This window comes from Paraclostridium sordellii (assembly GCF_000953675.1).
Classification (GTDB): Bacteria; Bacillota; Clostridia; order Peptostreptococcales; family Peptostreptococcaceae; genus Paraclostridium; species Paraclostridium sordellii.
Map to the genome: position 1 here is coordinate 2,983,379 of NZ_LN679998.1, position 23,479 is coordinate 3,006,857.

The 23,479-nt window shown below is 28.8% G+C and carries 20 protein-coding genes and 2 other annotated features; of the genes, 1 reads left to right on the plus strand and 19 read right to left on the minus strand.

Annotation, left to right across the window (positions count from 1 at the left end; genetic code table 11):
- Nucleotides 1-318: 318 nt before the first annotated feature.
- From ATCC9714_RS14465 to infC, 10 genes are all read right to left on the minus strand, one after another.
- Complete coding sequence (locus ATCC9714_RS14465) at nt 319-2,727, minus strand: DUF3656 domain-containing U32 family peptidase (RefSeq protein WP_155485758.1); 2,409 nt, start codon at nt 2,725-2,727, stop codon at nt 319-321.
- A gap of 69 nt (nt 2,728-2,796) precedes the next feature.
- Nucleotides 2,797-3,375 (minus strand): cell division protein ZapA, encoded by a 579-nt coding sequence (zapA, locus tag ATCC9714_RS14470; RefSeq protein ID WP_021127696.1) that lies wholly within the window; start codon nt 3,373-3,375, stop codon nt 2,797-2,799.
- Between the two features lie 27 nt (nt 3,376-3,402).
- Nucleotides 3,403-5,793, minus strand: coding sequence for a phenylalanine--tRNA ligase subunit beta (gene pheT / locus ATCC9714_RS14475; protein ID WP_057545720.1), 2,391 nt, complete (start codon nt 5,791-5,793; stop codon nt 3,403-3,405).
- A gap of 15 nt (nt 5,794-5,808) precedes the next feature.
- Nucleotides 5,809-6,828 (minus strand): phenylalanine--tRNA ligase subunit alpha, encoded by a 1,020-nt coding sequence (gene pheS / locus ATCC9714_RS14480; protein ID WP_057574385.1) that lies wholly within the window; start codon nt 6,826-6,828, stop codon nt 5,809-5,811.
- A gap of 53 nt (nt 6,829-6,881) precedes the next feature.
- Nucleotides 6,882-7,113 (minus strand) — a binding site (T-box leader).
- Nucleotides 7,114-7,174: 61 nt separating this feature from the next.
- Nucleotides 7,175-7,972, minus strand: coding sequence for a TrmH family RNA methyltransferase (locus ATCC9714_RS14485; protein ID WP_081013672.1), 798 nt, complete (start codon nt 7,970-7,972; stop codon nt 7,175-7,177).
- 3 nt (nt 7,973-7,975) lie between these two features.
- Nucleotides 7,976-8,647 (minus strand): potassium channel family protein, encoded by a 672-nt coding sequence (locus ATCC9714_RS14490; protein ID WP_021122345.1) that lies wholly within the window; start codon nt 8,645-8,647, stop codon nt 7,976-7,978.
- A 20-nt stretch (nt 8,648-8,667) separates the two neighbouring features.
- Entirely contained in the window at nt 8,668-10,044 is a 1,377-nt protein-coding gene (locus ATCC9714_RS14495) for a TrkH family potassium uptake protein (RefSeq protein ID WP_021127692.1), read from the minus strand.
- 211 nt (nt 10,045-10,255) lie between these two features.
- The gene (gene rplT, locus ATCC9714_RS14500) at nt 10,256-10,612 is read right to left on the minus strand and encodes a 50S ribosomal protein L20 (RefSeq protein ID WP_021122342.1); all 357 of its coding nucleotides are present in this window, start codon (nt 10,610-10,612) and stop codon (nt 10,256-10,258) included.
- 68 nt (nt 10,613-10,680) lie between these two features.
- A complete protein-coding gene (rpmI, locus tag ATCC9714_RS14505) occupies nt 10,681-10,878 on the minus strand; it encodes a 50S ribosomal protein L35 (RefSeq protein ID WP_021127691.1) in 198 nt (65 codons plus the stop codon).
- Nucleotides 10,879-10,905: 27 nt separating this feature from the next.
- Nucleotides 10,906-11,415, minus strand: a complete 510-nt coding sequence (gene infC, locus ATCC9714_RS14510) for a translation initiation factor IF-3 (protein WP_075809329.1) — start codon at nt 11,413-11,415, stop codon at nt 10,906-10,908.
- Nucleotides 11,416-11,772: 357 nt separating this feature from the next.
- Between infC and ATCC9714_RS14515 the strand changes: the two genes are divergently transcribed.
- The gene (locus ATCC9714_RS14515; protein ID WP_057545719.1) at nt 11,773-13,173 is read left to right on the plus strand and encodes an ATP-dependent metallopeptidase FtsH/Yme1/Tma family protein; all 1,401 of its coding nucleotides are present in this window, start codon (nt 11,773-11,775) and stop codon (nt 13,171-13,173) included.
- A 44-nt stretch (nt 13,174-13,217) separates the two neighbouring features.
- Here ATCC9714_RS14515 and thrS read toward each other — a convergent pair whose 3' ends face one another.
- The 9 genes from thrS to trmL all read right to left on the minus strand — a co-directional run bounded on the left by thrS (nt 13,218) and on the right by trmL (nt 23,454).
- Nucleotides 13,218-15,137, minus strand: coding sequence for a threonine--tRNA ligase (gene thrS, locus ATCC9714_RS14520; RefSeq protein WP_057545718.1), 1,920 nt, complete (start codon nt 15,135-15,137; stop codon nt 13,218-13,220).
- A 55-nt stretch (nt 15,138-15,192) separates the two neighbouring features.
- Nucleotides 15,193-15,416: a binding site (T-box leader), on the minus strand.
- Between the two features lie 55 nt (nt 15,417-15,471).
- Entirely contained in the window at nt 15,472-16,074 is a 603-nt protein-coding gene (locus ATCC9714_RS14525) for a DUF445 domain-containing protein (RefSeq protein WP_021127687.1), read from the minus strand.
- An 85-nt stretch (nt 16,075-16,159) separates the two neighbouring features.
- Complete coding sequence (locus tag ATCC9714_RS14530; RefSeq protein ID WP_057545717.1) at nt 16,160-16,960, minus strand: putative sporulation protein YtxC; 801 nt, start codon at nt 16,958-16,960, stop codon at nt 16,160-16,162.
- A 5-nt stretch (nt 16,961-16,965) separates the two neighbouring features.
- Entirely contained in the window at nt 16,966-17,730 is a 765-nt protein-coding gene (locus ATCC9714_RS14535) for a DUF6873 family GME fold protein (RefSeq protein ID WP_021127685.1), read from the minus strand.
- Between the two features lie 115 nt (nt 17,731-17,845).
- Nucleotides 17,846-18,781, minus strand: a complete 936-nt coding sequence (locus ATCC9714_RS14540) for an ABC transporter permease (RefSeq protein ID WP_021127684.1) — start codon at nt 18,779-18,781, stop codon at nt 17,846-17,848.
- On the minus strand, nt 18,781-19,875 hold the full coding sequence (locus ATCC9714_RS14545) for an ABC transporter permease (RefSeq protein ID WP_054629548.1): 1,095 nt from the start codon (nt 19,873-19,875) through the stop codon (nt 18,781-18,783). Before ATCC9714_RS14545 ends, ATCC9714_RS14540 begins: the two co-directional genes overlap by 1 nt.
- A complete protein-coding gene (locus tag ATCC9714_RS14550) occupies nt 19,868-21,436 on the minus strand; it encodes an ABC transporter ATP-binding protein (protein WP_057545716.1) in 1,569 nt (522 codons plus the stop codon). The genes ATCC9714_RS14545 and ATCC9714_RS14550 overlap by 8 nt, the downstream gene beginning before the upstream one ends.
- Before the next feature lie 304 nt (nt 21,437-21,740).
- Entirely contained in the window at nt 21,741-22,769 is a 1,029-nt protein-coding gene (locus tag ATCC9714_RS14555) for a BMP family lipoprotein (RefSeq protein ID WP_021127681.1), read from the minus strand.
- Nucleotides 22,770-22,983: 214 nt separating this feature from the next.
- On the minus strand, nt 22,984-23,454 hold the full coding sequence (gene trmL / locus ATCC9714_RS14560) for a tRNA (uridine(34)/cytosine(34)/5-carboxymethylaminomethyluridine(34)-2'-O)-methyltransferase TrmL (protein ID WP_021122322.1): 471 nt from the start codon (nt 23,452-23,454) through the stop codon (nt 22,984-22,986).
- Nucleotides 23,455-23,479: the final 25 nt, after the last annotated feature.

The following is a 23,479-nucleotide window of genomic DNA, read 5'->3' on the forward strand; positions in this document are numbered from 1 at the left end:
TTTATTTACCCAGTAACTTATATTATACCTCATTTTATATAATTGTATAAAATTTAATTTGTAAAATCTACTTACATAATTGTAAGTTAATTATTTTTAGTACTATTTTTAACATTATCTCAAATTATTATTTCTAAAAACAAAATAAAACATATAGAGTTTGTCTTTATACTTAAATATCCTACTCTTAAAAAACTACTCAATATCTATTTTAATTTATTTTTCTTAAAATATTTACTATATAAATCTTAATTTTTTCTTAAGATTTATAAATAAAAAATATAGGGTGCAATATACACCCTATATTTTTTATAAAATCTATTCAACACCCTTATAATAGTGTCCACTTGTAAAACCTGTTTTATCTAATTTTCTATATAACTCTTTAGATTTTTCTCCAATAGAAAAATCATTTTCTATTGATTCTTCAAAAGCTTCTATAACATCTTTTATTTGTTCTGAATCTTCTAATGTAAAATCTAATCTAAATATGTTTATATTAGATTTTTTTAGTTCATATAGATCTTCTAGTATACATATAGGTTTAGAATTATATATACTAGTTCTACAAAATACATCTTGAGAAAGTCTAAATACTTCATCTTTTCCGTCTTTTAAAGCATACATACTCTTATTGCATATAGAACTTCTTTTATCTTTTTTGCAATCTCTGATTAAAACACCCATAGGGCAGTATTCACTAATCATAAGTGGTGTATATCCATAAGCAATACTTTCTATATCTAAATCAGAGTAGTTTAACATCTCTTTAATTTCAGTTAAATTCAACTCTTGTGATATACATACTGTATTTGCACCTTCACTACTATAATGTTTTATAGTTTCGCTATTAAACACATTTAAATAGCTATCTATATATAATTCATTATTTTTGAATAAATTTATACTACCTAAATTTCCAACCTGTACTGATATATTTTTGTCACTTAACTTATTTAAAATTTTATAATCTTTATTTCTAAGTATTCTAGGCAATGAATATATAATCTTTACTTTGTTATTAGTAATTTCAATTGCTTCATTTAATGTATTTATATCTTCATAATAAATAGCATCTAAGTTATATCCTATCACAGCTTTTAGCTGCTCTATATTTTTTACTTTAACTCTAAGTTTTATATCTTTATTTCTTGTTTGAACTTTAGGCTTATATTCTATTTTTACGTTTTTATATAATCTATCTTTTATATATATTCTTTCTTCATTAAGTTTTTCAATTGCTTCTCTTCTTAATTGGTTTAAAATACTTATAGGTAAACTAATATTGTCATCTATATCTACATCTATATTATCTAATATATAAGTTGTATTTCCTAATTTTCCAATTTGAGATATAACTTTTTCTTTGCTTAGTGCAACTTTTATTGCTTCTTCAATGGTTTTGTCGCCTTTAACAGATATAGAATTTCCACTTTTATCATTTAATGTTAATACTGGAGATTCACCTAACTTCAATGTAATTTTTGCATCTATAGGAATTTTTATATTTTCTATATCTTCTTCAAAAGTCTTTTTAACTGTATTTAAAAGATCACTATCTGATGTTTTATATACAATTTGTCCTTTTTTAGCCTCTCCTATAAAATCAAGTTCTATAAGTTCTCCCTTTTCTCCTCTATCACTTATTTGATTATTTGATTTTATTATTCTTCCTATAGTTCCTCCCCCTAAATTTATGCCGTCACCTTTTTTAAGAGTATTTTCTAGCATTATTTTTAGACGCTTAGCTTTCCTATTGTAATCTACTACCTTACCAATGTAAAGTCCTACATTATTAGGTCTATTTGAATTCATTATAGACTCTCCAACTTCACCTAATAAGTACCCTTTTGTAAATTTTCTATTGAATATAGTGTACAAGTCATTAATAGTATCATTAGAAACTACTACTTTATTTTCATCCACGTATTTATTTATAGTCTCTCTATAGCTTTTTATTACAGTACCTACATACTCAGGCCTTTTCATTCTACCTTCTATTTTTAGAGAGTGAACTCCAGCATCTATTATTCTATCTATTTCTTCTATTGTATTTAAATCTCTAGGACTTAATAAATACTCTCCATCTGTATTTATCACTTCCCCAGAGTTTATATCTATTAGTTCATATTTTTGTCTGCATGGTTGTGCACATCTACCTCTATTTCCAGATCTATTACCTAACATACTACTCATTAAACATTGTCCAGAGTAACAAACACATAATGCTCCATGTACGAATATCTCTATATCTACATCGCTATTTTTACATATATGTTCAATTTCATCTATGTTAAGTTCTCTTGCTAAAACTACTCTATCAAATCCAATCCCTTGAAGATATAGTGTATCTTCAAGAGAATGAGCTACCATCTGAGTACTTGCATGTAATTCAAAATCTGGAAGCATAGATTTTATTAGTTTAGCCATACCTATATCTTGAAGTATAACTGCATCAATATCTATATCATATAAGTATTTTATATATTCTAAAAAATCATCTATTTCATTTTGCTTTATAAGTGTATTTGCAGTTACAAATACTTTTACATTTCTTATATGAGCATATCTAACGGCTTCTTTTAGTTCTTCCCTATCAAAATTGTTAGCGGATGCTCTAGCACTAAATTCTTTTCCACCTAGATAAACTGCATTTGCTCCGTTTTGAACGGCTGCCTTCAATGCATCAAAACTACCTACAGGCGCTAGTAATTCTGTATTCATAATTACCTCCTTGTTAGTCATTAAAAACTAAAACCTTCAGGTTATTTTTCCTGAAGGTTTTTAAGTATACCATTATTTTAAAAGTTTACCTGAAGCTTTTATATAATTTAACTCTTGTTCTAATTCTATGTTCTTCAACTGTAAATCATATAATTTATTTTGAAAATCTGAAGCTAATTTTTCAGCTATCTCTGTTTTTTCATTAGCTTCATCTAAATTATTCTTCAGTTCTTCTATTTCTTTCTTAAGTAAATTTATTTCTTCTACGTTATTTGCTTTATTATCTAATTCTGATTTTAAAGCATCTATCTCAGATTGTTTTTTACCAAGTTCTTCAACTCTATTATCAAGTTCTAACTTTATTTTTTTCATTTCTAGTTGAACTTCTTGGTTAGGTTTTTCTGCTTTTTTAGCTAATTCTTCATTTGCTTTACTTAGCTTATCATTTTCTTCTGAACATTCAAATAGTAAGTCAGTAACAGTTAAAGCTGATAAAATAGCTACTTGAGATGTACTAAGCAATGGATTTGCTTCTGAAATTCTGCTCATTTCTTCATCTACGTAATGTGCTATTTTTATCATATAGTCTTTAGATTTTTCAGATACCATAGGATATTCAGATCCATGTATCTTTACTGTGACTTTGTTCATCCTAACCCCCCCCTACTTTTATCTTTATTAGTTTGATCTTAAATTCGCATTTAGCCTTTCACTTAGTTCACTTACTATTTTATCATGAACTTTTGCTACTTCTTCATCTGTTAAAGTTTTATCTTTACTTCTATATGTTATTGAGTATGCTATAGATTTATGTCCTTCTTCTATTTGAGCTCCTTTATAAACATCAAATAATTGATAGCTTTCTAATATATCTTCTCCATTTGCTTTTATAATATCTTCTATTTGCTTAACAAATACTTCATCCTTTACTAATAAAGCTATATCTCTTGTAGTTGCAGGATATTTTGGTAATGGATTATATACCTTAGCGTTATTTAAGTTCTCAAATACTAAGTCTACATTAATTTCAGCAATGTACACTCTTTGATTTAAATCGTAGTTTTCAAGTACATCTGGATGTAATTCTCCAAATACACCTATACATATATTATTATACACTAATTTAGCACATCTTCCAGGGTGGAATGTTAAATTTTTAGTTTCAGGTTCTATTTCATATCCACTGAATCCAACATTATTTAATATAGTTTCTACAGCACCTTTTAATGCAAAGAAATCTACATCTTTTCCATACATTCCTATAGATAACTTTTTAGTTTCTACTGGTAATCCTTCTTGTGGTCTAAATGTATTTCCACATTCAAATGCATAAACATCCTCAACTTTATGAGATAAGTTTGTTGAAATCACATCTAGCATATTAGGAATTAATGTAGTTCTCATTACAGAAGTTTCTTCTCCTAATGGATTCATTATTTTAACAAACTCTCTTTTTTCATCATTTTCATCTAAGTTAATTTTATCTACGCCTTTAGGGCTTACAAATGAATATGTTAGTATTTCATTTAGTCCAACAGCAATAGAGTTTGATTTTATTTTATCTATAAACTTTTGATTTTCTGTTTTAACTCCAGCTGTAGCATTTCCTTCTAATGTAGCTGAAGGTATATTGTCATATCCATGTATTCTAGCTATTTCTTCTAATATATCAGCATCTTCTGTTATATCTAATCTAAAACTTGGAACTTCTAATTCTAATTTATCAGAAGATTTTAAGTTACATTTAAACTCTAATCTTTCTAATATATTTAAGAATTGATCCATAGGCACATTAACACCTAATAATCTATTTATTCTTTCTGGATTAACTGTTATCTTTTGTACTTCTTCCTTTTTAGGATAGTAATCTAACATTCCATTAAGAACTCTACCACATCCTAATTCTTCTATTAATTGACATGCTCTGTTTACAGCAACTTCTGTTAAGTTTACATCTATTCCTTTTTCAAATCTAGATGACGCTTCTGTTCTTAATCCTAATTTTTTAGATGTAGCTCTTATATTTTCTTTAGCAAAACTTGCACCTTCTATAAATATAGATGTAGTTGTATCTTTTACTTCTGAGTTTTCTCCACCCATTATCCCTGCTAAGTCTAAAGTTTTATCTTTATTCCCTATAACAAGCATATCAGATGTTAATGTTCTTTCAACCCCATCTAAAGTTGTGAATTTTTCATCTTCTTTAGCTAACCTAACTGTCATTTTATCATATTTTATATCTTCTAAGTCAAAAGCATGTAGTGGTTGACCTAACTCTAACATAACGTAGTTTGTAATATCTACAATGTTATTTATTGGTCTCATACCTGCTTCTATAAGTCTTCTTTGCATCCAATATGGAGAAGGACCTACCTTAACATCTTTTACAACTTTTCCACAATATCTTTTACATAAATCAGTTTGAACATCTATTTCAAAGCTCATTTCTTCATCTGATCCATTTACTTTTATTTCTGGGAATTTTAATTCTTTTCCTAAAGTAACTGCAGCTTCTCTAGCTATTCCTAATATAGATCTGCAATCTGGTCTATTTGAAGTTATTTCAAACTCTATTAAAGCATCATTTATTCCTAGAGATTCTCTTACATCCATACCTAATTCAAAAGAATCTTGATGATCTAGTATATATATTCCATCTTTTTTATATTCTTCAACATATTGAGAAGGTATAGTAAGTTCTTCAGCTCCACAGAACATTCCTTCTGATAATACGCCTCTTAATTTACCTTTTTTGATTTTAAAGTCACCAGGTAAAACTGCACCTATTCTAGCAACAGGAACAAAATCTCCAACTTTTATATTAGTTGCATTTGTTACTATCTGAAGTATTTGACCATCTGCAACCTCAACTTTAGTAACTTTTAATCTGTCTGCATCTGGATGCTGTTCTATTTCAAGTATTTTACATACTTCCACTCCATTAGTTTCTTTTCCAAAGAATTCTACTTTTTCAACTTTTGATCCTGTCATAGTCATCATATCAGCAAATTCTTGAGTTTCTCTATCTATATCAACGTAGTCTCTAAGCCATTTTAAAGGTACTAACATATTAATTCCTCCTAATTAAAATTGATTTAAAAATCTCATATCATTTTCAAATAATAATCTTATATCATCTATTTCATACTTAAGCATTGTTATTCTATCAAGTCCCATACCAAAAGCAAATCCGCTGTAAACTTCTGGATCTATTCCACAGTTTCTAAGTACATTTGGATGTACCATACCAGCTCCTAATATTTCTATCCATCCTTCACCTTTACACATTGGACATCCTGCTCCATTACATTTAAAGCAAGTAACATCTACTTCTGCACTTGGCTCTGTAAATGGGAAGTTATGAGGTCTAAATTTAGTTTTTGTATGTTCTCCAAATAACTTCTTAACAAACATATCTAATGTTCCTTTTAATTGAGCCATTGTAACATCCTTACCAACTACAAGTCCTTCTATTTGATGGAACATTGGTGAATGTGTTGCATCTGGTGCATCAAATCTAAAACATCTACCTGGAGATATTATTTTTATTGGTAATTCTTCATTTTTCATAGTTCTAACTTGAACTGGAGAAGTTTGAGTTCTAAGTAATAACTCTTCATTTATATAAAAAGTATCACTCATATCTCTTGATGGATGATCCTTTGGAGCATTTAATGCATCAAAGTTATTTGCAACTGTTTCAACTTCTGGACCTTCTGATATAGAGAATCCCATTCCTATGAATATATCACTTACTTCATCTATTATTTGAGATATAGGATGTTTTTTTCCTACTCTAAATTCTTTAGCTGGCATAGTTACATCTAAAACTTCCTCTGCTAACTTTCTTTGCTTTTCTATACTTTTTAATTCTTCTTTCTTACTAGTTATAGCATCATTTATAGCCTCTCTAACTTCGTTAGCAACCTTACCTATTACAGGTCTTTCTTCAGCTGATAATTTACCCATTTCTTTTAATATAGCTGTTATTTCACCTTTTTTTCCTAAGTACTTAACTCTTAAAGACTCTACTTGTTCTATATCTTGCATGTCTTTTATTTCACTTAACGCTGCTTCTTGTAAATTAAGTAATTTTTCTTGCACTATAGTCACCCTTTCACTGTAAATTTTATATTAAAAAAAGCCCTTCATCCCTATCTAGGGACGAAAGACTATTATTTCGCGGTACCACCCTAGTAGTTTAAATTCATAAGATGAATCAAACCACTCGAAAAACTTAACGCGTTTTATAACGTCATATCCTACTATATCTTCAGATATGATACTCCAGAGCGAACTTCTCTTAATTTCTTAGAAAGTACTTTCAGCCTAGGCACTTATCTCTGTACTAAGTTTAATTAAAATACTCTTCTCTTTCATAGTATTTAAAATATATAACTTTTGATTGTAGATTATATCATATATAGTATATTTTTTCAATACAGGTCTATTATACCATGTATTTTTTTATTTCATACATCAATATTGCAGAACTTATAGCAGCATTAAGAGATTCTGCCTTCCCATATATAGGTATTTTTACTAATGTATCAGATTCCTTTATAAGTTCATCATTAACTCCATTAGCTTCATTTCCTATAACAAGTGCTGTTTTATAATTATATTCTACTTTATCATAAAAATTGTCTGTATTTAAATAACTTGATACTATATCAAATTTTCTAATTTTTAATTCCTTTAATGCATCTTCTTGATTCATATTAATTATTTTCATATCAAATATAGAACCCATAGTTGATCTTGTTACTTTGCTATTATAAATATCAACGCATCCTTTTAAATTTATTATGGCATCTACTCCAGCTGCATCTGCAGTTCTTATTATAGTCCCCATATTCCCAGGATCTTGTATTCTATCTAATATTAATACAAATCTACACTCGTCATTTAAAATTTCTTCTATTTTATTTTCTTTTATTCCAACTACTCCTACTATTCCTTGAGTATTTTCCGTGTCTATAAAATCAGAAAATATCTTATTAGTAGTTTTATATATTACAATGTTTTTAGATTCTAAAACCTTTAAGAAATCAATATGTTCTTTTTTATTTTCAAAGTTTTCATTTATAAAAACATATTGTAAATCAGCCCCACAGTCTATTGCCTGAGTCATAATTCTAAATCCTTCTATTAAGAACTTAGACTCTTTATTTCTATTTTTACTTTTTAAAAGTGATTTAGTTAATTTTACTTTTTCATTATCTTTACTAGTTATAGTTATTATCATTTTTTATTTTCTCCTAAATGAAAAATCATTATCTGCTGTTATTGTACTAATTTTACTATTTTGACCTATAACAACTAATATACTTCCAGCTTTTAGTTCTTCTTCTGGAGATGGTGTTACATTTATACTCTTTCCGCACTTTATAGCTAAAACTGTTATTTCATATTTAGCTCTTAAATCTAAGTCTATTAAAGTTTTTCCTTCCCATTCCTTTGGAGTTACAATCTCAACTATAGAATAATCTGGATCTAATTCTATATGATCTAATATATTATTTGAGACTAAATTGTGTGCAACTCTAACTCCCATATCGCGTTCAGGGAATACTACTCTATCGGCACCAATTTTATATAAAACTTTAGCCTGAAGTTCATCTTTAGCTTTACATACTATTTGCTCTACACCCATTTCTTTAGCTATTAAAGTTGCCATTATGGATGCTCTTATATCTGAACCTATAGCTATTATAGCTACATCAAAGTTTCCCATACCTAAAGCTCTTAATGCTTGTTCATCCGTAACATCAACTATAGCTGCATGTGTCACCTTTTCTGATATAGCTTGAACAGCATCATCATTTTTATCTATAGCCATTACTTGATGACCTAATAAATGCATTGTTGTTGCCACTGATGATCCAAATCTTCCACAACCTATAACTATATATTGTTTCATATTTATTCTCTCCTAATCTTTTATCCTACTATAATTTTACCTTCTGGGAATCTTATAACTTGTTTTTTAACATTATTTTTAGCTACTAAGGCTATAAATATAGTTAAAAATCCAACTCTTCCCATAAACATATACAACATTATAACAATTTTACCAAATGTATTTAAGTTAGGACTTCCTCCTATACTTGAACCTACGGTTGCAAATGCTGAAACTACTTCAAAGGCTGACTCTATTAAATCAAAAGAGTCTTGACTTAAATTTATAATTAATATACCTACAATAACTACTGATATTCCTATAAAGAAAATTCCTATAGATTTTCTTACAGCTCCTAATCCTACTCTTCTTTCGAATACCTCTATATCATCTTTTTCAAATATAAAGCTTCTTACAGCTAGTATTATAGTAGCAAGTGTTGTAGTTTTTGTCCCACCACCAGTGGAACAAGGTGATGCACCTATAAACATTAGTATAATCATTATAAACATGCTACCTTGATGCATGGCAGTTAAATCTATAGTATTAAATCCTGCAGTTCTTGGAGTAACAGATTGGAATAGTGCACTTAACAATTTTCCTTTTAATGAAAGATTTCCCAGTGTTTTTGTATTAGAGTACTCTATAAAAAACATAAATATCATTCCTATTATTACTAATGCTGCAGTAGTTATTAACACTACCTTTGAATGTATATTTAGTTTAGATATTTTCTTGTTTTTTACAACATCTAAAATCACAGGGAATCCTATCCCTCCTAGTATTATTAATGCTGCTATACATAAACTCACTGTTGTATTATTTACATATCTAGTTATAGATGTAAATGGCCCACTAACAGTTCCCATTAAATCAAATCCTGCATTACAAAATGCTGAAATAGCATGAAAAACACTAAACCAAGTCCCTTTTACAAATCCAAATTCAGGTATAAAAACAGTGGATAGTATTAACGCACCTGTTCCTTCTATTATAAATGTCATTAATAAAACATATCTAGTTAATTTAACTAATCCTGATAGGTCTATTTGGTTTAATGCTTCTTGTATAAGAAGTCTTTCTTTTAAGTTAATTCTTTTCTTAGTAATTAGTGCAAATAATGTGGTTATAGTCATAAATCCAAGCCCACCAACTTGAATCAAAATAATTATTATAATTTGCCCAAATAAATTCCAATGTGTAGCCGTGTCTACCACTACTAAACCTGTTACACATACAGCAGAAGTAGCCGTAAATAATGCATCTACAAAAGGAGTAGCTAGCCCATTATTACTAACAATAGGTAATGTAAGTAATATTGCTCCTATTAATATAACAGTGGCAAATCCAATGACCATTATTTGAGGTGGATTTAATTTATTAATTGGTTTTTTTATATTTGAAATAAACTCTTTCACCTACTTTATTTCCTCCTGTATATCTTAAGTATTGTTTTTTAAATACTATCTTCTATTATTACACTTATAATAATAATAAATTACATTATATACTTAGTTTTTGAATATATCTACATTAAAATTTAAATTTGCAATTTTAAAAATATTTTTTTATTATAATTTACTTTAAAATAAAAAAACTCTGAGTAATTACTCAGAGTTTTTATTTAAATTAAGCTAATTTTGATTTAGCAACTTCTACTAATTTAGCGAATCCTTGAGGATCGTTTATAGCCATTTCAGATAACATTTTTCTGTTAACTTCAACACCTGCTAATTTTAATCCGTTCATGAATCTTGAATAAGACATTCCGTTAGCTCTAGTAGCTGCGTTTATTCTTTGTATCCAAAGTTTTCTGAAATCTCTCTTCTTTAATTTTCTACCAACATAAGCATGCTTTAATGCTTTCATAACAAACTCGTTAGCTGGTCTGTATAATTTACTTCTTGATCCTCTAAAACCTTTTGCAAGTTTTAATATTTTCTTATGCTTCTTACGAGCGTTCATAGCTTTTTTAACTCTTGCCATCGTCGTAACCTCCTTCGTTTCTCTCTTCGTTTAATTAAATTTCATCTATTTTTTCTTCGATCTTAATCTTATAAGTATGGTAATAATTGTGCTATTCTTCTAGCATCTCCTTCACTAACTACTCCAGACTTTCTTAATTGCATTTTAGTCTTAGCATCCTTCTTAGTTAGTATATGTCTTCTGAAAGCTTTAGCTCTCTTTAATTTTCCACTAGCAGTTTTTTTGAATCTCTTAGCTGCTCCTCTGTGAGTTTTCATTTTAGGCATATTAATATCCTCCTCTCAAATATATATCTATTTTTTTGGATCTATCATTACAACCATATTATTACCCTCAAATGCTGGGGCTTTTGTTGGTTCTCCAAACTCTTTTACTAGTTCTATGAATTCAAGCATTACTTTTTTTCCTAAGTCTTTATGACCTAACTCTCTACCTCTGAATCTAAGCTCAACTTTAACTTTATCTCCTTTTTTAAGGAACTTTATAGCATTGTTAGCCTTTGTGTTTAAGTCATTTTGCTCTATACCTGGTCTTAATCTAACTTCTTTAACAGTTACAATCTTCTGTTTTTTCTTAGATTCTTTTTCTTTTCTAGCTTGCTCATATTTATATTTACCGTAATCCATTATCTTACATACTGGCGGAGTTGCATTAGGTGATATTTTAACTAAATCTAAATTCTTGTTGTTCGCCATTAATTGCGCATCTCTAGAAGACATTATTCCAAGTTGCTCACCAGTTTCTGAAAGAACTCTTATTTCATTATCTCTTATTTGATCATTGATTGCTAATTCCTTACTAATAGTAGGACACCTCCAATTTTATATTAAAAAAGGCGAATGATATCATCATCCGCCATATAAGTTATCACAATTAATAAACTACTCTAAATTACTAACTTATATTTACCTTACTAACTACAATTGTCGCAAGGTGAGAAGCGGACTTCTTCTTGTTTTTCATTACTTTATACAATATATCATTTATTTTAATTTATGTCAATTATTTTTTCTATTTTATTAATTAATTATTTAATTTATGGTTATACTTTTAATAAATTCAAAATTTTTAAATCACAAAATAAAAATTTTAATAATATTAATTTGAAAATCGGAAAATATATGTAGTAACAACAATTTTTATAACTGAGGTGTTTGACTATGAAAATGCTAGATAATTTTTTAAAAAAAATTAATAACCCAGCTCCCGCGTTTAATCAGACAAAAATAGAAAAAGAAACTTCTAACGATAACTCAGATTCAACTAAACCCAAAACAACATTTAATGATGTAGCCGGATTGGATGAAGTTAAAGAAGAGCTTTTTGAAATAGTTGATTTTATGAAAAATCCTGACAAGTATAAAAAAATGGGTGCTAAAATACCTAAAGGTGTTTTATTTTATGGGCCTCCTGGAACAGGAAAAACCTTACTAGCTTCTGCGATGGCCGGTGAAACAAATGCATCATTTTTTAATGTAACAGGTTCTGAATTCGTAGAAAAATATGTTGGTGTTGGTGCTAAAAGGGTTCGAACTTTATTTGAAAAGGCAAGAAAAGATTCTCCAAGTATAATATTTATAGACGAAATAGACGCTATAGGTGCTAAGAGACACTTAGAAAGTAATAATGAAAAGGACCAAACCCTAAATCAATTATTAGTAGAAATGGATGGATTTAATAAAGATTCAAATGTAATTATAGTTGGATCAACAAATAGGCTAGATTTATTAGATGATGCTTTACTTAGACCCGGTAGATTCGATAGACACATTCACATAGGAGACCCTAACTATCATACTCGTTTTGAAATTTTAAAAGTCCATACTAAAAATAAACCTATAGATAGTTCTGTTGATTTAGATTTATTAGCTAAAAAAACGCATGGATTTAATGGAGCTCACTTAGCTAATATAGCTAATGAAGCAGCAATATTTGCAGTTAGAGATAATAGTAAAATAATAAATAGTATTCATTTTGATAAAGCAATAGAAAGAGTTATAGCAGGTCTTGAATCTAAAAATGCTAAACTTATAGAAAAAGAAAAGCGTATTGTTTCCTATCATGAAGCTGGTCATGCATTGATAAGCAACTTCCTGGGAATAAATCCAATACAAAAAATTTCTATAATTCCAAGAGGTCAAGCCCTTGGATATGTTCTTCAACTTCCTGATGAAGATAGATATATATATACAAAAGAAGAACTGTTAGGTAAGATTAAAATCTTACTTGCAGGAAAAGCTGCTGAAGAAATAATCTTTGGTCATAAATCTACAGGAGCAAAAGATGACTTAAAAAAAGTTACAGATATAGCAACTCAAATGGTTTGTGATTATGGTATGAGTAATTTAGGAGCTATAACTCTTGATGCTAATCAGAAAAACTTTTTATCAAGTAAAATCCAAGAGGAAACTACTAGCATTATAGATTCTTGCTATAAAGAAACTCTAGATTTACTAAATTCTAATTTAAATGATTTGCATTTAGTCTCTAAACATTTATTTGATAAAGAAACTATGACTCATGAAGAACTTAAAGATATAATAAGGAAAGAGTGCGTATAGATATTTTACAATAAAAAAAGTTAGCCATTAGGCTAACTTTTTTATTATGCTTGTATTACATTAGTTCTTTCTTCTACTTCTTTTAATACATTAGCTATAAATTCTTCTACATCCATAGCTCCCATTTCACCATTATCTCTAGATCTTACAGATACTTTATTTTCATTTAATTCTTTTTCTCCAACTATTAACATATAAGGAACTTTTTCAAGTTGAGCTTCTCTTATCTTGTAACCTATTTTTTCTGCTCTATCATCAAGTTCAACTCTTATACCTTTTTCAAATAATGCTTTTTTAACTTCTTCAGCATATTCTTTAAATCTGTCAGATACAAGTAATATTTTAGCTTGAACTGGAGCTATCCAAGTTGGGAATTTACCAGCATAATGCTCTATTAATATACCTATAAATCTTTCTATACTTCCTAATGCAACTCTGTGTATCATAACAGGTCTATGTTTTTCTCCATCTTCACCTATATAACTTATATCAAATCTTTGAGGTAATTGCATATCTAATTGTATAGTTCCACATTGCCAAGTTCTTCCTAAGCAATCCTTTAAGTGGAAGTCTATCTTAGGGCCATAGAACGCTCCATCTCCTTCATTTATTACATAAGGTAGATTTAATTCTTCTAAAGCTTCTCTTAATCCATTTTCAGCAGCTTCCCATTCTTCATCTGTTCCCATAGAATCCTCTGGTCTAGTTGATAATTCTAAGTGATATTCAAATCCAAATGCAGAATATACTTTATCTATTAATGAAACAACACCTTTTATTTCATCTTTTATTTGATTTGGTAACATGAATATATGCGCATCATCTTGAGTAAATGCTCTAACTCTCTTTAATCCATTTAAAGCTCCTGATAATTCATGTCTATGAACTCTTCCTAACTCAGCAACTCTCATAGGGAAGTCCTTATAAGAATGTTGCTTGAAGTTGTAGTATAACATACCTCCTGGGCAGTTCATTGGTTTTATAGCAAATTGTTGTTCATCTATATCTACAGTGTACATATTTTCTTTGTAGTGATACCAGTGCCCTGAAGTTTCCCATAATTTTTGATTTAATATTATTGGAGTTTCTATTTCAACATATCCATCTTGTCTATGAAGCTCTCTCCAGAATTTTAATAATTCATTTTTAAGTTCCATACCCTTTGGTAAGAATAATGGAAATCCTGGTCCTTCTTCTGGTATAAAGAATAATTCTAATTCTCTACCTAATTTTCTATGATCTCTTTTCTTCGCCTCTTCTAATAAATGTAAGTGAGCCTCTAAATCTTTATTTTTTTCAAAAGATGTTCCATATATTCTTTGTAACATCTTGTTCTTTTCATCTCCACGCCAATAAGCTCCAGTTACATTTTGTAATTTTATAGCTTTAACTTTTTTAGTAGTTGGTAAGTGTGGTCCTCTACATAAATCTGTAAAATCTCCTTGCTTGTAGAATGATATAACTTCACCTTCTGGTAATTCAGATATAAGTTCTACTTTATAGCTTTCCCCTTGTTCTTCCATTAATTTAATTGCTTCTTCTCTACTTAATTCAAATCTCTCTATAGCTAAATCTTCTTTAGCAATTTTTTTCATTTCAGCTTCTATTTTCTCTAAATCTTCAGGAGTAAGTCTATACTCTAAATCTATATCGTAATAGAATCCATTCTCTATACTTGGTCCTATAGCTAATTTAGCTTCTGGATATAATCTTTTTATAGCTTGTGCTAGCATATGAGCTGATGTATGTCTAAACACATCCTTACCTTCTGCATCATCAAACTTAAATAAGTTTAATTCGCAATCATCATTAACTTCAAAGTCTAACCCCACAACTTCTCCATTAACAGATGCAGCTACTATACTTCTAGCTAAACCTTCACTTATAGCTTTTGCTATTTCCATAACAGTTGTACCTTTAGCGTACTCCTTTACAGATCCGTCTTTTAAAGTAACTTTTATCATGCTTTTTACCTCCTTGAAATTTTTGTATAAAATAAAAAAACTCGACCCATGAAAATCATGGGACGAGTACTCTTCGCGGTTCCACCCAAGTTGGTATACGTATATGTATTACCCTCTTGACGACTATAAGGTAGTCAACCGAGCACTTTCACTTTTATAAGTTACTAAACTCAGCTCCAAGGTAGTTTTCAAATAGTCATATTTAGATATACTCACAGCCTCTGATATATCCTCTCTGTAAACTGTTTCTACTTTACTCTTCCTTTTCATTGCCAGATTATTTATAAATTATTTATATTATAACAAACCCATTTCATTATAGCAACTAAAATTTTTATATAAATATAGTTATTATACCTTGAACTATACCTATTAAAAATCCTAGAATTAATCCTAATAATTCTATATGCTTTAATTCATTATTTGCTACACTTAAAATTATATTTTCCAATTCAATTAAATCTAATTCATTAACTTTATTTTCAACTATTTCTTGTATATTTATTCTCTGATGTGCTTTTTCTATAATTTCTGATCCTAGTTCATCTATAGATTCATTTACTTCTTTTTCTATAATTTCATCTACATACCCTTTTATAATTGATTTTATATAACCAGGCATTAAAGATGCTTTTTCATCAATAATAGTGCTTACTTTAAGTTTTATATAATCTACAGCTTTTTGTTTATCATCTTCCGTCACTAAATTTTCAAGTATATCATCAACTGATATAAATTCATCTTGTATGATTTCCCCTATTTTTATAGCTATTTCATTTTTTCTCTTTGGTATTAAACCTAATACTTCTATATTTAAGATTGGTATCTTTACAGGATTTATAGGCCTAAATATAAGCTTTATAGCTAGTTTATTAGTTATATAACCAATTATTCCGCCTATTATCCCCATTAGCAAAATTATATATATATTGTCCATACTTAATTCTCCTTAAAATTTTAATTAGAAACAATATATATTTTATACGTTAATAAATTTTTTTCAATATGTTTTTGCTTTTAAATCAAGATTTTTGCATTTCCTCTACTCTATTTTCAAATATAGCTTTGATAGTATCTACTACTTCACGAGATGAATTAGTTTTTAAGGAATCATAAATTATTATATGATTAGGGCATAGTGATAAAAGAGTACTTATAAGAAAATCTTCATAGTTTAAATTTTCTTTTATAAACATATCCATTAATTCTTTGTCATTTTCATTTTCAATTATATTATCATTTTTATCATATAATATAAAGGAATTATCTTTTCTTATATATATTTTAAGCGTATCTATTTTTGTATCTTGAACTTTTATAAAATATTTTAAAACGCTTATAAATTCATCATAATCTTTTTTTACTAAATATTCTTCAAGTGCACTATCTGCTATATTTGATATATATCCAATCAATTCTTTCATTCTAAATTTTACAAATCCATCAATATCAATATAATTATTGTTTTCTATGTATTTATCTACTCTATAAAATATAGATTCTCTTATCAAAATTTCTTTTTTTTCAAAAACTTCTAAAGCTTTACTATATATATTATTTTTATGTTCATTATAAATTTCATCATAAGATTTATGTATATATTCTTTTAAAATAACAGTCTTTACTATATTCATAACAATGTCTGTTATTTCTTTGGTTGCTATAGTTCTAGATTCCTCTTTATTGTAGTCCATATTAATTTTTATCTCGATTAAGTCCTCGTTATAGTTTATCTTTTTATCTAGAATTTTAGAGTTTATAAGTTTATCTACTGCAAGTTCATATTTAGGTAATAGACTCAAATAAATCTCTTTATTTTCCATCGTCATCACTCCTTTCTAGTCATAAGAGGAATTATAGAACCTAAATCCAATAATCTTTCTTTACTTAAATTTACAATCTCCTTATTTTTTTTATACAAAAATTTATAAATATTAATATAATCAGGGTGTTTAGTTATATCTCCGCAAAAAGCAATTTTATTTTTACCTATAAAACCAGAACATCCTCCAATAAACCCATAATTTAATTCAAACAAATCTATATGACCTTTTGTTATTAGTAAACAGTCTATATTATGTTCAATTGCCACCTTATAAATACCTTCATCTGATGTTATTATTGAACCTTCATCTACAATGCATACACAACATTTTGTGTATCCTTGATTTACATTTATTTTTATCAAATTTTTACTTTCAATAAAATCTAATATTTTTTTATCTGTATATTTAAAATTATGCATTACATATTTTCCAAATATAGCAACATTGTAATGTATGTTATATGGGTATTTATTTTTTATATAACTATCCCCTTTTATTACATTAAATCCATATTCAGTTAAAACTTTATAGTAATATTCATATGTATTTGGTGATACTACTATATTCCCCCCGCCTAAATTACATACATTAATATCGGGATGATATTTTATAGCATCATAGCATTCTTTACATTCTATAGTTTTTATTATTTGTATATTTCTCTTTTTTAATTCTTCTTCCATATCGCAAGTAATTCTTTTATCTACCATAGCTAGACATAAATCTTCATCAATTATAAAAGATTCTTCATTATATGATATTTTCATGTTCCCTTCCTCTTTATTTTAATAGTTTATATTTTTATGCTAAAAATATAATAATATATTTTAAATTATATTAAATATATTAAAATAAAAAAAATGATAGCAAATGCTATCATTTTTATCTCTCTCCCTTTTTATACGAAGTTCCAAGAGCTGTTGGAGCTTTTGAAGTTTTTATAAATAAAACAAGTACAATTAATGTTATTACATATGGTATCATAGATAGTAAGTTTTCATTTATACTAAATGGAAGTTCTGGATTTCCAAAGAATACAGCTAAAGCTGTAGAGAATCCAAACAATAAACAAGCTCCCATAGCCCCTTGAGGTCTCCATTTACCAAATATAACAGCCGCCATAGCAATATACCCTTGCCCTGATATTAGTGTAGGTCTAAATGATGATACTATTGCCAAACTCATAGATGCTCCTCCAAATCCGGCTAGTATCCCTGATGCTATAACTGCAATATATCTTACACGAGCTACATTAATCCCTAATGTATCTGCTGCGCCTGGATGTTCTCCAACCGCCCTTATTCTCAATCCTAATTTAGTTTTATATAAAATATACCAAACTACAGCAACTAATATAAACGCTATAAACACCGTAGCATAAGTATTAAATATAGTATTTAATATGCCACCATCTGGAAATAAACCATTTAAAGGTCTTGGCATTTTATCTTCCATACTTATAGTAGGAGTCATTGTTGCCCCATCGAATAATATCTTTGAGGTAAATAAAGCTACTCCTGGTGCAAGTAGATTTATAGCAACCCCTGATATAGTGTGATCTGCATTAAAACTTACGGTTGCTATTGCATGTATTAAAGCAAATAATCCTCCTGCTAATCCACCAATTAAAAATGCTATCCAAGGGTTTCCAACTAAATACCCTGCAGCTGCTCCTGCAAATGCTCCTATAGTCATCATTCCCTCTAATCCTATATTAACTATTCCTGAATTCTCTGATAAAACTCCACCTAATGCTGTAAATATAAGGGGAGTAGAGTACATTAATGTGGTGCTTAAAATTAAAGCTATATCTTCCATTATTCAGTTCCCCCTTGCTTTCTTTTATTTATATATTTTACAAATAACATTCTTACGACACTACTTAAAGCTATAAAATAAACTATAGAACCTATAACTATATTTATTACTTCTGATGGAGCTTGTATAGTTTGCATCTTTGTTCCTCCATACTTTAATCCTCCAAATAATAATCCAGAGAATATAACTCCTATTGGGTTACTATTAGCAATTAAAGCTACTGCAATACCATCAAATCCATTTCCTTCTGGAGCTGCTAATACCGTTATACCTTGAGTTACACCTATAACTTGTATAGCTCCTGCTAATGCAGCTAACGCACCTGCTATAGCCATTGACTTAAATATAGAAGATTGTACGTTTATCCCACCATACTCAGCTCCGAATTTATTAAATCCAACTCCTCTTAATTCATATCCTAAAGTTGTTTTCGCTAATATAAATGCTATTAATATTACTAATATTATTGCTATTATAATTCCCCAGTTAACTTTAGTCGCCGGTCCTACAAGTCCTGTCAACCAATCTATACTTATACTAGCACTATCATTTATTAAATGAGATGCTTCACTGTTACCTTCTCTTAACCAAGGTGTCATTACCATATAGTTATTTAAATAAAAAGCAATCCAGTTTAACATTATAGTGGATATAACTTCATTAACCCCAAATTTAGATTTTAAGAACCCTGCAAATCCACCCCAACAAGCTCCTGCTAATGCAGCTACAGCTAGTGTAAGAGGTATGTGTATTATAGCAGGCAATTGAACTCCATATCCCACTAATGTTGCAGCCAAAGCTCCAACTATAAATTGTCCTTCTGCACCTATATTAAACAGTCCCGTCTTAAATGCAAAAGCCACTGAAAGACCTGTTAATATAAGAGGTGTAGATTTAATAATAGTCCACGCTATATATTTTGGTTTTCCTATTATCCCATCAATCATAACTGAATAAGCTTCTATAGGATCAAATCCTGCTATCATAAGTGCTATAGCTCCTACAATTAATCCAAGAAGTATAGATATAACAGAAAATAGTATAGTATTATTGCTTAAAGATATTTTCTTTTTTATATTAGTGTTGCTACTCATTTTCTGCACCTCCTGCCATCATAAATCCTAGAGTATTTTCATTTGCATCTTTTGCATCTACAATTCCAACTATATTACCTTCATAAATTACAGCTATTCTATCTGCTACATTCATAACTTCATCAAGCTCTAATGAGACTAATAAAACTGCATTTCCTGCATCTCTTTGATTTATAAGAGCTTTATGAACAAACTCTATAGCTCCTACATCTAGACCCCTAGTTGGTTGAGTTGCTATTAGTAGTTGTGACTTTTTAGTTTTTTGTCTATCTACTCTTATATTATCAACCTCTCTACCTATTATTACTTTCTGTTGATTTCCTCCCGATAATGCTCTAGCTTTTAAAGTATAATCTGTAGGTCTTACATCGAATTCTTCAATTATAGTTTCTGCATGTTTTTCTATTGCATCTTTTTTTAATATCCCATTTTTCGAAAATTTAGGTTCTTTATATCTTTGAAGTACTATATTCTCTGAAACTGTAAAATCAAGTATAAGACCTCTCTTATGTCTGTCTTCTGGTATATTTTTTATACCTTTTTTGAATATATTAAGAGGTTTATCATTTAAAATTTCTTCTCCATTTATTTTAATACTTCCTGAATCAGCTTTTCTAAGTCCAGTAAGTACCTCTACTAATTCTGATTGTCCGTTTCCATCTACCCCTGCTATTCCTAATATCTCTCCAGCTCTTACCTCTAATGACAATTCATTAAGCACTTGAACTTTTCTGCTATCTTTAGCTTTTAAGTTCTTAATTTCTAACACTGTTTTCCCTATAACAGGCTCTTTCTTTTCAACCTTAAATGTTACCTCTCTACCTACCATCATCGATGCTAGTTCATCTTCTGTTGTATCAGATACCTTTACCGTTCCTATATACTTTCCTCTTCTTATTATAGTGCAGTAATCTGCAGCTGCTTTTATCTCTTTTAACTTATGAGTTATTATTATTACCGATTTTCCTTGTTTAGTTAAATTCCTTATTATCTGCATAAGCTCATTTATCTCTTGAGGTGTAAGCACAGCTGTAGGTTCATCTAGTATTAATATGTCCGCTCCCCTGTATAAAGCTTTTAATATTTCTACTCTTTGTTGCATACCAACTGTTATATCTTCCACCTTAGCATTTGGATCTACATATAACCCATACTTTTTAGAAATTTCAAGTACATCTTCAGTTGCTTTTTTTATATCTATTTCCCCTATACCTTTTGTTGGCTCTGTTCCTAATATTATATTTTGAGCAACTGTAAAAGGTTGCACTAACATAAAATGTTGATGTACCATTCCTATACCATGAGATATAGCAACATTTGGATTTGCCATATCAACTTTTTTCCCATTTATATATATCTCTCCTGAAGTAGGATGATATAATCCATATAATATATTCATTAATGTTGACTTTCCTGCCCCATTCTCTCCTAAAAGAGCATGGACTTCGCCTTTATGCACAGTCAAACTTATATTATCATTAGCTGTAAAGTTTCCAAACTTTTTAGTTATATTTTTCATTTCTACAACTTTTTGACTGTAATCTACATTACCATTTGTCATAGTTTATTTTTACCCTCCTTATTTGTCATCTGCCAACTTTATTATACTAAAAATTTTTCCTTATAACAATTTAATTTTACTAAATAGTACATAATATTTTATTTATTCATCATACTTTTTTGTAGTTTTTTATGTATTTATGTGTTTTTTTGTAGTTTATTTCACTCATTTTATACTTAAAAACATTTTCATTATGATGAATTTTTGGTTAGTTTACTAATTATTAAACTTATTTAATATTTAGAAAATTTACTTTTTTATTATTTTGCATAAAAAAAAGACTAGTTAAAACTAGCCTTTTTTACTATTTTTGAGATTCTTTTAATTCAGCTTTTGTAGCTGGAACTTTTATTTCCCCATTCTTTATCTTCTCACCTTGTTTATTAACAAATTCTAATACATCTGGTTGTACATCTTCTTTTGTAGTAGGAGCAATTCCAACCCCGTCTTCATTTAATCCGTAAGTTACAACTGTTCCACCTTCAAATGAACCATCAACTAAACTTTTAACTGTATTATAAACCCCAACATCAACTCTCTTTATAGCTGAACTTATTACAGTTTCTGGAGCAATATTATTTTGATCTCTATCAACACCTATAGCTTTTTTACCAGCTTCTTTTGCAGCCTCTATAACTCCGTTACCTGTGTCTCCAGCCGCATGGAACACTATGTCTACCCCATTAGATATCATTTGATTTGTTATAGATTTACCTTTTGCTGGATCAGCAAAGTTGTTAGCGTATTGAGCAACTACTTCAGCATCTGGATTAGCAGCTTTAACTCCTGCTTCATATCCAACTTCAAAAGTCTCTATTAATGGACCTTCCATTCCTCCAACGAATCCTACCTTTTTAGATTCTGTCATTTTACCTGCTATTAATCCTACTAAGTAAGCAGATTCTTGAGCATTAAACATTATACTTTCTACATTAGCAGGAGGATTTCCACCGAAATTAGCATCTACTAATGCGAATTTTTCCTCTGGATATGCCTTAGCAGCTTCCCCTATTGCTTTTTCTAATTTAAATCCAACCCCTATTACTAAATCAGCACCTTGATCTACTGCTGTCTCAACATTAGTAGCATAGTCTGATTCCTGCTTAGATTCTATATAATTAGCTTTTATACCAAAATCTTTCTCAGCTTTTTGTAATCCTTCCCATGCACTTTGGTTAAAAGATTGGTCATTTACTCCACCAACATCTGTTATCATAGTTACTTTTAAATTATCCTTCTTCCCTGAATCTTTAGATGGACCTCCACATCCTACTAGCATCGACCCTGATAGTATTGCTACTAAACCTAAAGATAAGAACTTTTTAAACTTCATAATTACCTCCTAATAAATATAGCTTATGATTTCTTAACTTGATTTTACACTATATATAAAATATTTTCTACATTAAATTTCAATTTCGTACACTTTTTTTATTCATTTAATGTATACAATATAAAAAAATAAGAAGATAGGAAATCAATTTCTTAATCATAATTAGATTTCTTACCTTCTTTTTGATTTGTATTTTATTTAATTAGTGTATACTTTATCTTAAATTAGGGTATCCTATTTGTCTTAAAGCTTCAAATAAAACAATAGCTACTGAGTTAGATAAATTAAGTGATCTAGCTTTTTCTATATCAACCATAGGTATTCTTATAGCTGTATCTAAATTTTCCATTATAAGGCTTTCTGGTAGCCCTTTTGTTTCTTTTCCAAATACTATAAATGAATTATCCTCATATTCAACATCTGAATGAGTTTGTTTTGCTTTTGTTGTTGAATAAAAAAACTTTGCATCTGGATTTTGTTCTCTAACTTCATCAAAACTATCATAATATTGTATGTCTACTAAATCCCAGTAATCTAATCCTGCTCTTTTTAGATACTTATCTTCCATGCTAAATCCTAGTGGTCTTACTAAGTGAAGTTTTGTACCTGTAGCTGCGCAACTTCTTATTATATTACCTGTATTTTGTGGTATTTCAGGCTCTACTAAAACTATATTTAAAGACATAAAAAATCCTCCTTAGTACTTTATA